Annotated in this window: 10 protein-coding genes; 8 read left to right on the top strand and 2 right to left on the bottom strand. The window is 61.2% G+C overall.

Annotation, left to right across the window (positions count from 1 at the left end; all coding sequences use genetic code 11):
• Positions 1 to 16 precede the first annotated feature (16 nt).
• The 4 genes from ACZ5WW_RS10580 (at position 17) to ACZ5WW_RS10565 (ending at position 3,854) form a co-directional block, all read left to right on the top strand.
• A complete protein-coding gene (locus tag ACZ5WW_RS10580) occupies positions 17 to 1,186 on the top strand; it encodes a M29 family metallopeptidase (RefSeq protein ID WP_377164386.1) in 1,170 nt (389 codons plus the stop codon).
• A gap of 9 nt (positions 1,187 to 1,195) precedes the next feature.
• Positions 1,196 to 1,939 (top strand): putative 4-mercaptohistidine N1-methyltransferase, encoded by a 744-nt coding sequence (locus tag ACZ5WW_RS10575; RefSeq protein WP_377164388.1) that lies wholly within the window; start codon positions 1,196 to 1,198, stop codon positions 1,937 to 1,939.
• A gap of 48 nt (positions 1,940 to 1,987) precedes the next feature.
• Positions 1,988 to 3,172: an FG-GAP repeat domain-containing protein gene (locus ACZ5WW_RS10570; RefSeq protein WP_377164390.1), complete on the top strand. Its 1,185-nt coding sequence runs from the start codon at positions 1,988 to 1,990 to the stop codon at positions 3,170 to 3,172.
• Between the two features lie 193 nt (positions 3,173 to 3,365).
• A complete protein-coding gene (locus ACZ5WW_RS10565; protein WP_377164392.1) occupies positions 3,366 to 3,854 on the top strand; it encodes a L,D-transpeptidase family protein in 489 nt (162 codons plus the stop codon).
• Positions 3,855 to 3,913: 59 nt separating this feature from the next.
• Here ACZ5WW_RS10565 and ACZ5WW_RS10560 read toward each other — a convergent pair whose 3' ends face one another.
• Together ACZ5WW_RS10560 and asnB are read right to left on the bottom strand one after the other, a co-directional pair.
• Positions 3,914 to 5,107 (bottom strand): glycosyltransferase family 4 protein, encoded by a 1,194-nt coding sequence (locus ACZ5WW_RS10560; RefSeq protein ID WP_464694241.1) that lies wholly within the window; start codon positions 5,105 to 5,107, stop codon positions 3,914 to 3,916.
• On the bottom strand, positions 5,104 to 7,008 hold the full coding sequence (gene asnB / locus ACZ5WW_RS10555) for an asparagine synthase (glutamine-hydrolyzing) (protein ID WP_377164396.1): 1,905 nt from the start codon (positions 7,006 to 7,008) through the stop codon (positions 5,104 to 5,106). Before asnB ends, ACZ5WW_RS10560 begins: the two co-directional genes overlap by 4 nt.
• A gap of 132 nt (positions 7,009 to 7,140) precedes the next feature.
• Between asnB and ACZ5WW_RS10550 the strand changes: the two genes are divergently transcribed.
• The 4 genes from ACZ5WW_RS10550 (at position 7,141) to ACZ5WW_RS10535 (ending at position 15,120) form a co-directional block, all read left to right on the top strand.
• Positions 7,141 to 8,475, top strand: a complete 1,335-nt coding sequence (locus tag ACZ5WW_RS10550) for a hypothetical protein (protein ID WP_377164398.1) — start codon at positions 7,141 to 7,143, stop codon at positions 8,473 to 8,475.
• Positions 8,476 to 8,727: 252 nt separating this feature from the next.
• Complete coding sequence (gene carB / locus ACZ5WW_RS10545; protein ID WP_377164400.1) at positions 8,728 to 12,006, top strand: carbamoyl-phosphate synthase large subunit; 3,279 nt, start codon at positions 8,728 to 8,730, stop codon at positions 12,004 to 12,006.
• Positions 12,007 to 12,100: 94 nt separating this feature from the next.
• Positions 12,101 to 12,478: a hypothetical protein gene (locus tag ACZ5WW_RS10540; RefSeq protein WP_377164402.1), complete on the top strand. Its 378-nt coding sequence runs from the start codon at positions 12,101 to 12,103 to the stop codon at positions 12,476 to 12,478.
• Between the two features lie 125 nt (positions 12,479 to 12,603).
• Complete coding sequence (locus ACZ5WW_RS10535; RefSeq protein WP_377164404.1) at positions 12,604 to 15,120, top strand: DUF7133 domain-containing protein; 2,517 nt, start codon at positions 12,604 to 12,606, stop codon at positions 15,118 to 15,120.
• Positions 15,121 to 15,157: the final 37 nt, after the last annotated feature.

Raw genomic sequence — 15,157 nt, 5'->3', positions numbered from 1 at the left:
TATGATCGCTGCTCCCATGACCACCGTCCAAACCACTGCCCAAGGGCGTCAGTTCCCCAAGTTTGATCTCGCGCGCCTGCTTGGTACCGTTTTCAAACCCACCTTTGGCCGCAAGATCTGCATCCTCATCGACCTGCCGGATCTCGCCGAAGCCAAAGATTACGCGTTCCTGAAAAATCCTGCGCGCCCCATTCAGAAGCGTGCGCATGACCACTTCTACCAGGGGCTGAAAAACGGCGTGGCCGAAGAACTGGCGCTGCAGGGCGGCGAGATGTTTGCCTACCAGCAGACGACCGGAAGCAACCTGGACCTGCCTGACCTTTGCGTAGACATGAGCGGCAAGGAGCTGAGCTTGGAGAAAGACATCTATCCCAGCTACGACATCATCCTCTGCATCTCAACCTTCTCTGCCACGGCTCCGCTGACAGCCTTTGCCAAGCAGTATGGCTTCCGCGGCGCGACTCTGCACGGGGTGAATGATGTCATCCTCAACTCCGGTCTTGCCGTCGATTATGAAGTCGTGAGCAAGGATGCCGAAAAGCTGCGCAAAGCGATGACGCGTGCGGACGCGGTGGAAATTGATTTCACGGTGGAAAACGGCCCCGACATGACGGTGCGCCTTGAGCTTGCTCAGCAGGAGGCACAGAAGAGCCACGGACTCTGCCAGGGAGATGCGCCGGACATTGCCAACCTGCCTGCTGGCGAGGTGTACTTTGTGCCGACGGGCGCCGAGGGTACTTTCCCGCTGAAGTACGAAGATGGCACACTGGGCAAGCTCACGGTCACCAAGGGCTGCATCATCAAGGCCGAGCTCATTGCCGGCAATCAGAGCACCATCGACGAGCACAACGCCAAGCTGGCGGATGATCCCATGACCGGTGTGCTTGGCGAGCTGGGTTTTGGCACGCAAGTGCTGCCGGTTTCCGGTGCCGACATTCAGGATGAAAAGGTGCTCGGCACCTGCCATCTGGCCACAGGGCGCGACGATCATCTGGGCGGACACATCACCCCCGCGCAGTTCAAGCGGCACCAGAATGCGACGCATGACGACATCCTCTTCGCGCCGCACAAGACGCCGAACTTTGACATCAAGCAGACGCGCATGTTCCGCGATGGCAAGGTCACCGTGCTGAACGAGCATTTCCAGCCTTCGAAATATCTGCTGGAAGCTCTGGCCGCCGAATAAGCCATCCTGATGAACATCTACGAAACGCGTCGGCTGCTCGACGAATATCTGCTCTTCCACTACGGCCAGCCCTCCGAGGTGTTGCCTTGGGAGAGCGGCCCGCGTGAGGCGCTGGGTTTCCCAGTTCGCACGGTCATGGAGCTGATCGACCTGCCGCGCACACCGTGCGAGGCTGTGGCTCTGGATCTCGGCTGCGCGGTCGGGAGGTCGAGCTTCGAGCTGGCGAATTTTGGTGTCAGCGTGCTGGGCATTGATTATTCGCAAAGCTTTGTGGATGCTGCTGCGACGCTGGCACGTGAAGGCCGCATGCCTTACGAGCGTGTGGACGAAGGCAGCGCCAGGACGGCGCTCGTGGCACGCGTGCCGGAAAATCTGCGGCGCGACCGTGTGCGCTTTGAACAAGGCGACGCCATGAACCTGCGCAGCGATCTTGGCGATTACGACATCGTGCATGCGGCCAATCTGCTCTGCCGGCTTACCGACCCGCTGAAGCTCATCGAGCGCCTGCCCCAGCTGGTGCGTCCGGGTGGGCAGCTCCTGCTGACCACGCCGTGCACCTGGCTGGAAGAATTCACGCCGCGCGGCAACTGGCCGCAGGGCTCGACGCGCGAGTGGCTGACGTCTTTGCTGGAGCCGCACTTCGACCTCAGCAAGACGGTGGACATGCCGTTTCTGATCCGCGAGCACGCGCGGAAGTATCAGTGGAGCGTGGCACTGGGGATGCGCTGGCGGCGGAAAGTCGAGGAGGTGTGAGTTTGTGAGATTGATTCCCTCCAGCGTTTACGTCTAGGCTGGGTGATCATGAACAAAACGTTGCTACTTGCCTTTCTCCTCGCCGCAGCCGCTCAGGCGCAGACTCCGAATTTCAAAGAGCAGCAGATCGACGATGCTGTGGGGGTCGGCTACGGTCTGGCTGTGGCGGATGTGAACGGTGACGGACGCACGGACATCCTGCTGGCGGACAGCAAGGTGATCGTCTGGTACGAAAACCCAACATGGAAGAAGCACATCATCGCCGAGCAACTGACGGAGAAAGACCATGTGTGCATCGCAGCGCGTGACATCAATGGCGACGGCAAGTGCGAGATCGCCGTGGGGGCGGAGTGGAATCCGGGAGACACCGTGGGAAGCGGAGCCGTGTTTTATCTGATCCCGCCAAAGGACCGCACTCAGAAATGGGAGCCGGTGCGGCTGACGCACGAGCCGACGACGCACCGCATGAAGTGGGTGCGCAACCGGGGCGGACGTTATGACCTCGTGGTGGTGCCGCTGCATGGCCGTGGCAATGACAAAAACGGAGAGGGAGAGGGGGTGCGTGTGCTGGCCTACCACATGCCGGAGGATCCGCGCAAGGAGTGGAACACCACGCTGGTGCAGGGGACGATGCACAAGACGCATAACCTCGACATCATTCCGGCGCCGGGCACGGAAGCGGAAAGCCTGCTGCTGGCCGGACGTGAAGGCGTGGTGCGGCTGGACCCGACCGACAACGGCTGGAAGGAGCACTGGATAACCAAGCACCCCAAAGACTCCACCGAACTGCTGGGCGCGGGTGAGGTGCGCTACGGTGCGTTTGCCGGCGGGCAGCCGTATGTGACGACGATTGAGCCGATGCACGGAGACAAGCTGGTGATTTACACCCCGAAGCCGGAAGGGCCCAAAAACGGTGAGTGGCAGCGCCATGTGCTCAGTGATCAGCTCGTCGATGGGCATGCCATCGCCACGCATGACCTGCTGGGCCTGAACAACCGCCAGATCGTGGTGGGCTGGCGTGCGCAGCAGAAGATTGGCAAGGTGGCGGTGAAGCTGTTCTGGACGACGAAAGAGGATGGCAACGGCTGGCAGGAAGCCTTCATCGACGATGGCGGCATGGCCTGTGAAGATGCCGTTTGTGCAGATCTGGATGGAGATCATGACTTGGAAATCATCGGAGCAGGTCGTCGCAGCAAGAATGTTAAGATTTACTGGAATCAGCGAAACCAGTGAAATTTAAACTGGCTGTAACTTCAGGCTGGCAGGTTGCACGGGCGCAGTACGTGCTCATAAAATTGTGCCTGCTATGAAAGCCACACGCCTTTTCATTTCCATCGCCAGTGCACTGCTGCTGTCGCAGTGCTCTTTGCCAGAGTTGCCCTTGTTCTCGTCGCGCACGGAAATGGTTCGGCGTCCCATGATGATCATGCCAGCGCTTGCCTCGCAGCCGGTGATGTATGTGTGGAATGGCAGCAGCAAGCCAGGCCCGCTGAGTGTGAACATCGACCTCAGCGAGCAGAAGGCGTATCTTTTCAAAGGCGGTGAAAATGTGGGGTGGACCTACGTCGCCACCGGGCGCAGCGGCTTCGCTTCTCCGACCGGAACCTTCCACATCATGGAAAAAATTGTGAACAAGCGCTCCAATCGCTATGGCATGATCGTGGACAGCAATGGCGATGTGGTGAACAGCAACGCCACTGCGGGCGTGTCAAGCATACCGCCAGGCTGCCATTTCGTGGGTGCGAAGATGCCCTACTGGATGCGTATTACCGGCTACGGAGTGGGCTTGCATGCGGGGGCGATTCCTCATCCTGGTTCCCCGGCGTCGCATGGCTGCATCCGCCTGCCGATGAACATGGCCGAGACGATCTTCCAGCATGCCCCGATGGGCGCACGGGTGACGATCATGCAGTAAGCTGGTTCCTGCGGGCTATGCCGCATGAGGGCGGCTTTCCGGCTGCACCGCATGGCGGTCTAGGCTGCGAGGGCTCCAGCCAAAATTTCCTCGAAGCGGTTCAGCCAGGCTCGAGGGCTGGTCTCTCGCAGCAGCCATTGCCGTCCCGCGCTGCCCATGACGAGGCGAGCTGTGGCAGGGGTGGCTTCCATGGCCAGCACATCATGGACGATGCCCTGGACATCACCCGGCTCATGCAGCAGTCCGGTGACATCGTGCCGGACGGTCTCACTCAGACCGCCGGACTTTGCGGCGAGCACGGGCTTGCTGTAATCATAGGCCTCATAGACGACGAGGCCCAGGGGTTCCCACCATGTGGAGGGCACGATCACGGCCCGGCAGCGCCGCAGCGCCTCGCGCTTGGTCTCCCCGCCGGTGTGGCCGAGCTGGCCGATGTAGGGGTTGGTGCGGATACGCTGCTGCACGGCATCGCTGAGCGGGCCCTCGCCTGCGATGTGCAGCGGAGGGGTCTTCTTGCCGAGCTGCGCACGCAGGGCATCCCAGGCATCGAGGAGCGGAACGACCCCCTTGTTGTCCACCAGACGACCCATGAAAAGGTAATAGCCCGCATCCTCCACGGCAGGGGGATGGGGCATGGCATCCCAGGCGTGGCGCAGGGTATGGACACGCGCCTCCGGCAGGGCTCCGGCGCTGACCAGTTTCTGCCGCATGAAATCCGAAATGGCGATCCATGCCTTCACGCTTTGCAGCCAGCCGCTGCGGTGCAGGGCCTTGAGCATGACTGCGAAGACGGCGCTTTTTACCACCGAGCCCTGCCATGCGCCTGCGAGGACTTCCTTCCAGTAGCTGCCGTAGATCGCGTCCTGCACCAGCCTGCCGTCTGCATGCAGTGTGCCGCCGACTGAAAACGGCCGGTAATTGTGCAGGTACTGCACCACGGGGAGGCGGCGCTGCAGAGCGGCATGGTACAGGGAAGGGGACCCAACGGGGAAGATGTTGTGAAACAAGGCGGCGCTGGCTCCGCTGGCATCCAGCGCGGCCTCGAAGCGTGCACGCGACTCTTTATTGTAAAAGAGCCGCTTCAGCTGACCTGCGGCTCCAGGCGCGTCCGCGTTTTTCCACTCGGCGCTGTCGAAGAAGCACCGGGACATATCGTGCCGGGCACTGAGATGCTGGAAGATGCGCTCCACACTCATCTCTTCTCCACCAGGGGAAAGGTAGCGGTTAAACACCTGCAAAACCCCCGTGGTCATCGGTGGTTCCTCGTTTCGTCGTAGTTTCGTCGCGCCCATTCCTCGAGCACGTATAGCATCCAAACGCGCTGACTCAACGGCCATGCGGCCGTGGACTCGAGGCTGCTGCTGAAGTATTTTTCACATATTTCCCTCTTCTGCGTCTCGTTTACCCAGCCGCGGTCTCGGCAGCGCCGGGAATCCAGCGTGTCGCGGATGCGCTCCTGCCATTTGGGCAGCCGCATCCACTTCATCAGTGGGAGGGTGAAAGTTTTCTTCTGGCGGTCATCGTAGATCTGCGGGGGCAGCAGGCTGCGGAAGGCCTCCCGCAGCACGCGTTTGCCCCCCAGTGCGTCCAGCTTGGCGTCCGGGGGCAGCCGTCCGGCGAGCGCGAAAACCTCCCTGTCCACAAGGGGGACGCGCAGTTCCAGCGAGTGAGCCATGCTCATCACGTCATTGTCCCGCAGCAGGGTGTTGGCCAGATAGGTCTCGGTTTCACGCAGGAGGAGCTCATGCAGCCACGGATCCTTTGACTGAGGCTCGAGCTCCGCAGGGGCAGGCATCTCGAAATCTCCCTGCAGCAGTCGTGCCACCTGACCTGGCGGCATGATGGTGCGGCCAAAGGACTGCCATTCGCGCACGTTGCGTCCTGCACCACCCAGGGCGTAAAAAAGCAGCTTCCAGGCCCTGTGGCCGCGCACGCCCTGCGGCAGCATGGAATCCAGGCCCCGGATGATGCCACCGGCCGCTAGCAGCGGTGACCGGGCAGCCACAGAGATGAGACGGTGGTAATTGTACCCGGCCCACCACTCGTCGGCCCCCAGCCCGCTGAGCGCCACCTTGACCTCGGCTGAGGCCAGCCGCGAGACCAGCCAGGTATTGAGCGCGTCTCCTGTCGGCTGATCCATCTGGTCCAGATAGCTGTCCAGGCGGGACTCCAGCGCTGCTGCCGTCAGCCGCTCGCGTACGAACTCACAGCCCAGATACTCAGCCGTGCGCCGTGCAGCGTCGGTTTCGTCCGGCACCCCGGCGTTTTCTTCATAGCCAATGGAGAATGCCTTGATGTGCCGCTGGCCGGCCTCGCGCATGCAGGCCACCAGAAGGCTGGAGTCCAGCCCGCCGCTCAGAAACACACCCACCGGCACATCAGAGACCAGATGGGCCTTCACGCTGGCCAGCACGCCGCTGCGCACCATGCGCCGCTGCTCTGCCACATCATGCACCCAGGCCTCGCGTCCGGGCCAGGCCGGCTGAAACCAGCGCCTGATTTCGATCCGGCCCGCCCGCCACAGGAGGAGGTGCCCCGGCGGCAGGCAGTGCATGTCTTCAAACATGGTTTCCGGGCTCTGCACCGCACCCCGCTGGAAGTATTGTGTCAGGGCCAGGCGGGAGATCTGCTCCCCGCCTCCCAGCCTCCGCACGGCGCGGAGCTCTGAGCCGTAAACCAGCTCACCGGTGCTGCTCAGGCAGTAATACAGGGGCTTGATGCCAAAGTGATCGCGTGCCAGCACCACGGAGCCGGTCTCTGCGTCCCGCCACGCGAGAGCAAACATGCCGCGCAGCTCGGCCAGCACCTTTTCGACCGGTGCACGCTCCAGCAGGGCTCCCAGCACCGCAGTGTCTCCCGAGGATGGCAGGTGCACATCTCCGAGCCCCTGGCGCAGTTCGCGGAAGTTATAGATCTCTCCGTTGAAGGTGAGGGTGAACCTCCCGCCCCCCAGGGACATGGGCTGACGGCCGTGGTCGCTGAGATCCAGGATCGAGAGCCGCTGAAAGCCCATCCACCAGCTTTCACCTTCAGCTTCAGAGCGGTCATCCGGGCCGCGATGCAGGATCATCTGAAGGGACTGCCTCCGCAGGGCGCGCTCTTCCTCACGCCACGGCGTGTCTGGCAGACGGAACCATCCGAGAAAGCCGCACATGAGATAACAAATTGAAAAAGAAGGGGGCAGCGGTGGGCGCTATCGCCCGTGGCCGGGTACCATGGCACCCTTTCCGTGCTTTCAAACAGGAAGCATTTGCGTGATCAACATCCGTCATTGTATAAATCAGGCATGAACTTCCGCCCTTCCCGGATCTTTCTGATGATGGCCTGCACGATTGTGCTTAGTGAGCAGGCAGATGCGGGGGAAGGTGTTTTACGGCCCTGGAAAGATGTGCAGGGCCGGATCATTCAGGCGGCCTTGGTCAGTGCTACTGCAGACAGCGTCATCCTGAAAATGGCGGATGGCAAAGAGCACCAGCTCGCGCTTTCCCGCCTGTGCGCCGAGGATCAGGCCTTTGTGAAGAGCCAGAGCGCAGCCACCGCGCCTGCCCCAACCACCGCCCAGGGGGCCACTCCTGCCGTCATGGCTCCCAGCTCGAGCCGGCTTCCCATCGAGAAACGCACCTGGCCTGAAAATGTGGTGGTCCCCACCAAATCCATTGAAATTCAGGTGGTTGAGGAAAATGTGGCGGCACGGAACTGCGTTTACCGCTCCGAGGGTTTTGAATTCACCTCCCAGGCCAAGCTCTCCGGTCTTGTGATGAAGGAGGTGGCGCGGACGTTTGAAGCCACCAAGACACTCGTCTCCTCCCTGCCCTGGGGCGTGGTATGCCAGCCACCGGAGGGTTTTGAGCGCTACAAGGCGGAGCTGTTTGAGACGCGGAAGGACTACATCGCCGCCGGCGGGCCTGAAAATTCAGGCGGCGTGTACATGAGCGGGGACAAGATCTTCCGCGTGCCGTTTCCAAGCATCGGCCTCAAGCTTCTGGGCAAGACTTACGCCAAGGATGAGAACTACGACGGCGGCACGCTGATCCATGAGATCACCCATCAGGTGATGGACGCCTATCTCACCTTCCTCCCCGTGTGGGTCATCGAAGGCACGGCGGAGTACACGGAAATGCTGCCCTACAATGCGGGCAAGTTTCGCGCCGACGCACACCAGAAGGGCCTGAAAGATCACATCCAGGAGATGCAAAAGCGCGACTACGCCATCGAGATCGGCAATCTGGAAGAGCACCTGACGATGAACCGCAGCACCTGGTCAGGCATTGCCAACACGACCAACCGGAAGATGGGGGAGCTTTACTTCCGCTCTGTGCTGGCGGTGTACTTTTTCTGCCATCTGGACGGCGACAAAAAAGGCACGCGTTTCATCAAATTCATGGACGCGGTCTATGGCGAAACCGAGGCTCTGCGCACCTTTTTCAAGGATCCGCGGGTCAAGCACTTCCCGGACGGCCGCTTCAGCTACCCCACCAGCTTTCCACCGCCAGACATGAAGCCCGAGACCGCTCCCTTCAAGCACCTCGATCTTCTCCTCGATGGACGGAGTTATTCACAAATCGCAAAGGAAATGACCGACGCCTACAAGAACATCGGAGTCAAAATATCGGTGAATTGAGCCAGAGGGTGCCAAACAGGCGCTTTTAGCCCGCTTCGGGGCCGCTATTTCGCGTCTTTTCCACCCCTGCGTTTGACGCACCGCATCGACTGTGCAAGATGCCGCGCTTTCCGGCCCCGCGTGGCGCAGCATTAGGATGCTGTGACCTCTCCTCCAGGCTCCGAAAGCGCCCAAATCATACGCTTTCACACCCCGCCAAATCTCCGACACTCGGAGTCCGCACCCGGATTTCGTCATTTTTTCTCCTCCCCCATGCCCAAAGACACCACCATCCATCGCATCCTCGTCATCGGTTCCGGCCCCATCGTCATCGGCCAGGGCTGTGAATTTGACTATTCCGGCGTCCAGGCCTGCAAGGCCCTGCGCGAGGAAGGCTACGAGGTGGTGCTGATCAATTCGAACCCCGCCACGATCATGACGGATCCGGAGTTCGCCTTCCGCACCTACATCGAGCCGATCACGCCCGAGATGGTGGAGAAGATCATCATCAAGGAAAAGCCGGATGTGCTGCTTCCCACGCTGGGTGGCCAGACCGCGCTGAACTGCGCCATGTCCCTGCACCGTGCAGGCACCTTGGAGAAACACGGCGTGCGCATGATCGGCGCGAAGCCGGACGCCATCGAAAAAGGGGAGGACCGCCTGCTCTTCAAGAACGCCATGCTGAAGATCGGCCTCGACCTGCCGCAGTCCGGTGTGGCCCATACGATTGAAGAGGCCCGTGCGATTGCCGAGCAGATCGGCACCATGCCGCTCATCATCCGCCCTGCTTACACGCTGGGTGGCACAGGCGGCGGCATCGCTTACAACAAGGAAGAATTTGAAACCATCACTGCCAGCGGTCTGGATCTCTCCCCTGTGACAGAAGTACTCATCGAGGAATCGCTTCTCGGCTGGAAGGAGTTCGAAATGGAGGTCATGCGCGACAAGGCGGACAACTGCGTGATCATCTGCTCCATCGAAAACTTGGACCCCATGGGCGTGCACACGGGTGACTCCATCACCGTGGCACCCATCCAGACGCTGACGGACCGCGAGTACCAGATCATGCGTGACTTCTCGTTTGCCTGCATCCGCGAGATCGGCGTGGAAACCGGGGGCTCAAACATCCAGTTCGCCATCCATCCGGACACGGGCCGCATGATCGTCATTGAGATGAATCCGCGCGTGAGCCGCAGCTCAGCGTTGGCCTCCAAGGCCACCGGCTTCCCCATCGCCAAGATCGCCGCCAAGCTGGCCGTGGGCTACACGCTGGACGAACTGAAAAACGACATCACCCGCGAGACGCCGGCTTCGTTTGAGCCGTCCATCGACTATGTCGTCACCAAGGTGCCGCGGTTCACGTTTGAGAAGTTCCCGGGTGCCAATGAGACTCTTACCACGCAGATGAAGTCTGTAGGCGAGGCCATGGCCATCGGCCGCACGTTCAAGGAGTCCCTGCAGAAGGCCCTGCGCAGTTTGGAGATCAAACGCTTCGGCCTCATCGGCGACGGTGCCGACAAGGAGGTGGATGACGAGACGCTGACCTCCAAGCTCACGGTGCCGAACGCGGAGCGCATCTTCTTCCTCGGCCAGGCTTTTGCGAAAGGCTGGAGCGTGGACAAGGTCTTTGAGCTGACGAAGATTGACCGCTGGTTCCTGAGACAGATTGAGGAGATTGTGAAGGAGAGCCTGGCCATTCCTAGCCAATCCGGCGAGGCGCTCATCAACGCCATTCCCGAGGCCGAGCGCACGGAGGAACGCAAGGCACAGGTGCTCAGCGCGGCGATGCGTAACTGGAAGCGCAAGGGCTTCTCTGACAAGCAGATTGCCAAGGCCTTTGGCGTGGAGGAAAGCTACATTCGCAGTGGCCGCAAAAAGTACGGCATTACCCCCACCTACCGCCTTGTGGACACCTGCGCGGCCGAGTTCGAGGCGTATACGCCCTACTACTACAGCACCTATGGCGTCGAGGACGAGGTGCGGGACAATGACAAGAAGAAGGTCATGATTCTGGGTGGTGGCCCGAACCGCATCGGGCAGGGCATCGAGTTCGACTACTGCTGCGTGCATGCCAGCTTCGCACTGCGTGAGCTGGGCTATGAGACGATCATGGTGAACTCGAATCCCGAGACCGTCTCCACCGACTACGACACCTCCGACAAGCTCTACTTCGAGCCTCTCACGCTGGAAGACGTGTTGAACATCTACGAGCGCGAAAACCGCAACGACCAGGTGCTCGGCGTCATCGTCCAGTTCGGTGGGCAGACACCGCTGAACCTTGCCAAAGGCCTGGAAGAAAACGGCGTGCGAATCATCGGCACCTCGCCGAAGAACATTGAGCTGGCGGAAGACCGCAAGATGTTCGCCAAGCTGCTCGACGATCTCGGATTGCACCAGGCCCCGAGCGGCACCGCCACCTCGCTGGAGGAGGCGCTGGCCATCACGGCGAAGATCGGTTACCCGAGCCTTGTGCGCCCGAGCTTCGTGCTCGGCGGCCGCGCCATGCAGATCGTTTATAGCGATGCCGAGCTGACCCACTACATGAAGAACGCCGTGGAAGCCACGCCGGACCGCCCCGTGCTGGTGGACCGCTTCCTCGAAGACGCCACGGAGGTGGATGTTGATTGCATCAGCGACGGCGAAACCACCGTCATCGGTGCCATCATGGAGCACATCGAAGAGGCCGGCATCCACTCCGGCGACAGCGCCTGCGTCATCCCTCCCTTCAGCCTCAGCGCGGCCATGCAGGACCGCATTCGTGATGCCGCGAAGAAGCTGGCCAAAGCCCTGGGCGTGCGCGGCCTGATGAACATGCAGCTCGCCGTGAAGGGCGATGATCTGTATGTCATCGAAGTGAATCCGCGTGCCTCACGCACCGCGCCGTTTGTCAGCAAGGCCATCGGCGTGCCGCTGCCGAAGCTGGCCGCCAAGATCATGGCAGGCAAGACGCTGAAGGAGCTTGGTTTCACTGAGGAGGTGACGCCGAAGCACCACAGCGTGAAGGAGGCCGTGTTCCCCTTCAGCAAGTTCCTGGGCGTGGACATCATCCTGGGTCCTGAAATGAAGAGCACCGGCGAAGTCATGGGCATCGACGACGACCTCGGCATGGCCTTTGCCAAGAGCCAGATGGCCGCCGGCGGCACCCTGCCGACGAAGGGCAATGTCTTCATCAGCGTCAAAGAGGCCGACCGCCCCAACGTGGTCCGCATCGCCAAAGGCTACGCCGATCTCGGCTTCACCATCTACGCCACCAGCGGCACCGGTGGTGTGATCAAAGAGGCTGGCATTGCAGTGAACATCCTTCCCAAACTGGCCAGCGGCCAGCGCCCGAATGTCATTGACCTGATGAAGAACAAGGACATGGCGCTGGTGATCAATACGCCGAGCGGCAAGAATCCGCGCGAGGATGAGATCAAGATCCGCACCGCCTCCATGCAGAATCGCATTCCGATCATGACGACGCTGCGTGGTGCTGATGCGGCGCTGCGGGCGATCAAGTCATTGCAGCAGAGCGAGGTGCAGGTGCGGGCGCTGCAGGAGTATCATCAGTAAGACGACGCGTTCTCAGAGACCTTCGAAAGCGCGGACGAAAGTCCGCGCTTTTTCGTTTCTGGCAGGCGTAGCCATCTTGCAGTATGAAACGCTCATGAACGACCATCCTCTGCCAACTCTGCGCAATCATCTCCTCGCTCTCCACAAGCTGCTCATGAATGCCGAACGTGCGGCCTATGAAGCAGAGGGAAATGAGATCCGGTCGCCGATGGAGTTTCTGAAGCTGCTCATGGAGCATGAGCGGTTTGCGTGGCTGAGGCAGCTTTCGCAGCTGGTGGTGATGATGGACGAGGCGATGGAGGAGAAGCCGCCGGTCACCAAGGAGCGCATGGATGCACTGGTGGCGGATGCCAAGCATCTTCTCCTGGGCTCTGAGGAGCCGGGGAGTTTTGCCGTGCGCTATGCCAAGATGAGAAAGCATGCGCCGGCAGTGGCGGCGGCGCATGCGGAGATCTGCAAGAGCTTGGGATAGGTCCGCGGAAGGCGGTGATCGAGGGGAGTGCCCGCGCTCCCTTAGAATGCTGCGATTGGCTTATGATGCTGAAGATCGCAGGGTGTATGGCCGTATGGCAATGGTAGCCTCGTTCGCAGTCACCCATGAATTTCACACGTGCCCCTCTCTCCCGGATCCTCGCTCTGCCTTTCTTGTTTTTTGTCTCATCGGTCTGCGCCCAAAATGGGGACGCAATGGCGAATGTGCCGCCCTCGCTGGTGCCGGCGGAGCTTGTTCCGCCTACGCGGGCTTTGTCTGCGGATGAGGAATTGAAAACCTTCCAGGTGGCACCGGGCTACCGGGTGGAACTGGCAGCCTGTGAGCCGCTGGTGGGGGATCCGATCTTTGCGCAGTTTGGTCCGGATGGGCGGCTCTGGGTGGTGGAGATGCTCGGGTACATGCCGGATATTCAGGGCAATCGTGAGGATGAGCCGGTGGGCCGGATCGTGATTCTCAAGGACACCGATGGCGACGGGCGCTTCGATCAAAGCAAGGTCTTCCTCGATCAGCTCATCATGCCCCGAACGGTCCTGCCGATTGGCGAAGGCGCGCTGGTGGGCGCGCCACCGATGCTGTGGTATTGCCCGGACAAGAATGGCGATGGCAAGGCGGATGAGAAGATCGAGGTGGCGAAGGATGCTGGCGCACAAACCATCCCTGGCCGCCCCGAACTGGCGAACCCGGAACATGGCGCGAACTCGCCGCTTTGGGCGCTGGACAACTGGATCTACTTTGCGGAATACGCGGCACGTTTTCGCTGGCGTGGCGCGGGCACTTTCGAACGCAGCCTCTCGTCCATGCGCGGTCAATATGGACTCAGTCAGGATGACTTTGGCCGTCTCTATTACAACTTCAACTCGGGCCACTTGCAGGGCGACATGTGGCCCTCCCATTACCGTCTGCGCAATCCGCACTATGAGAAGTCAGGAGGCCGCATCAACCCGCCGGTGAACCAGGCCGTGTGGCCCATCCGTGTGACCCCCGGCACGAACCGCGCCTACATTCCTGAGAACATGGCGGGTCACAAACTGAAGAACTTTACCGCAGCGTGCTCACCCTGGATTTACCGGGGCGATCTTTTCCCCGCAGATGCCCTGGGCAATGCCTTCGCCTGCGAGCCGGCCCTGCATCTGGTGAAGCGGGACATCATGACCCTTGAGAAAGGGAAGCTCGTGGCGCGTGAGGCCTACGAGAAGCGTGAGTTTCTCGCGTCCACGGATGAACGCTTCCGTCCTGTGAGCATGACCACGGGACCCGATGGAGCGCTTTACGTCATCGACTTCTACCGGGGCATCATCCAGCACCGCATCTCCCTCAGTCCCTATCTGGAAAAGTATATCCAGGAGCACGATCTGGTGAATCCACGCGGCCTGGGACGTATCTGGCGCATCGTTCCTGAAAATGCTAGGACACGTCCTGCAGCCAATCTGGCGAAGCTTGGCAATGCAGAGCTCGTCCCCATCCTCGCGCATGCCAATTCCTGGCACCGGGAAACCGCCCAGCGCCTGCTTGTTGAGCGTGCGGATGCAGGGGTTGTGTCCGCACTGGAAGCTCTCACGCGCGGCGATGTCGCGCTCGGCCGCATGCATGCCTTGTGGACGCTCGATGGCATGGGCAAGACCACCTGGCCGGTTATCGAGGCAGCGCTCGCTGACGTCGATGCCCGCGTGCGCAACAGTGCCGTGCGCATCGCTGAAGTGTTCCTGGCCGGGAAAGGGCGCGCCGCTGCGGTGACCAGTCTCATCGCCCTATCCGCCACCGAACCGGATTCGCAGGTGCAGACTCAGATCGCGCTGACGCTTGGCGAGTGCCAGGACCCGGCGGCCGATCTGGCCATGGCTGCGATGGCCAGCCGCGTGCCGGATCACCCTTATCTGACCGAAGCCATCCTCAGCGGGGTCAATGGCCGCGAGCTGGAGCTGCTGGAGCATTGCCTTGCCACTGGAAGCGGCAAGGCTCTGATCCCAAGCCTGGCGGGCTGTGTGGCCAGCGAACGCAATCCAGCCCGTGTCTCACGGTTGCTGGCACTCGCGGAAAAGGCCGGGGCCACGCCTCGCAAGACGCTGCTCGCCGGCTTCACCGCCAATGCGGCGGACTTCACACGCCGGAAAGTAAAGCTCGAAGCCAAGCCTGCTTTTCTCGACACTCCAGGCACCGAAAAAGTGGCGGACATGCTTTCTTGGCCGGGCAAGCCTGCGCCCGCAGGGTTCAAGCCGCCGCGCCCGCTAACGGCAGATGAGCAGAGCCGTTTTGAGATGGGCAAGGCGCTGTACTCCGGCATCTGTGCTGGCTGCCATCAGCCAAGTGGTTCAGGCCTCGATGGCATCGCCCCACCGCTGATTGATTCCGAATGGGTCAATGGCTCGCCCGAACGGCTCAGCCGCATTGTCCTCCACGGTGTGCGCGGCTACATCACGGTCAAAAAGAGGCGTTACCAGCTCGACATGCCTCCGCTGGGCGCTTTGGGCGATGAACCTCTGGCGGCCATTCTCACTTATCTCCGGCGTGAGTGGGAGCACGGTTCGGATCCCATCTCACCGGACTTTCTCAAAGCGGTCCGTGAAAAGGAAGCGCGACGCACCGATTCCTGGACGGAGCAGGAGTTGCTCAAGATTCCGTGACCGAGCGTCTCGCCGCCCTGCACCTTTCGGCGTTCTC

The sequence above is a fragment of the Prosthecobacter fluviatilis genome (assembly GCF_055388355.1).
This window is presented reverse-complemented; position numbering and strand designations above follow the sequence as displayed.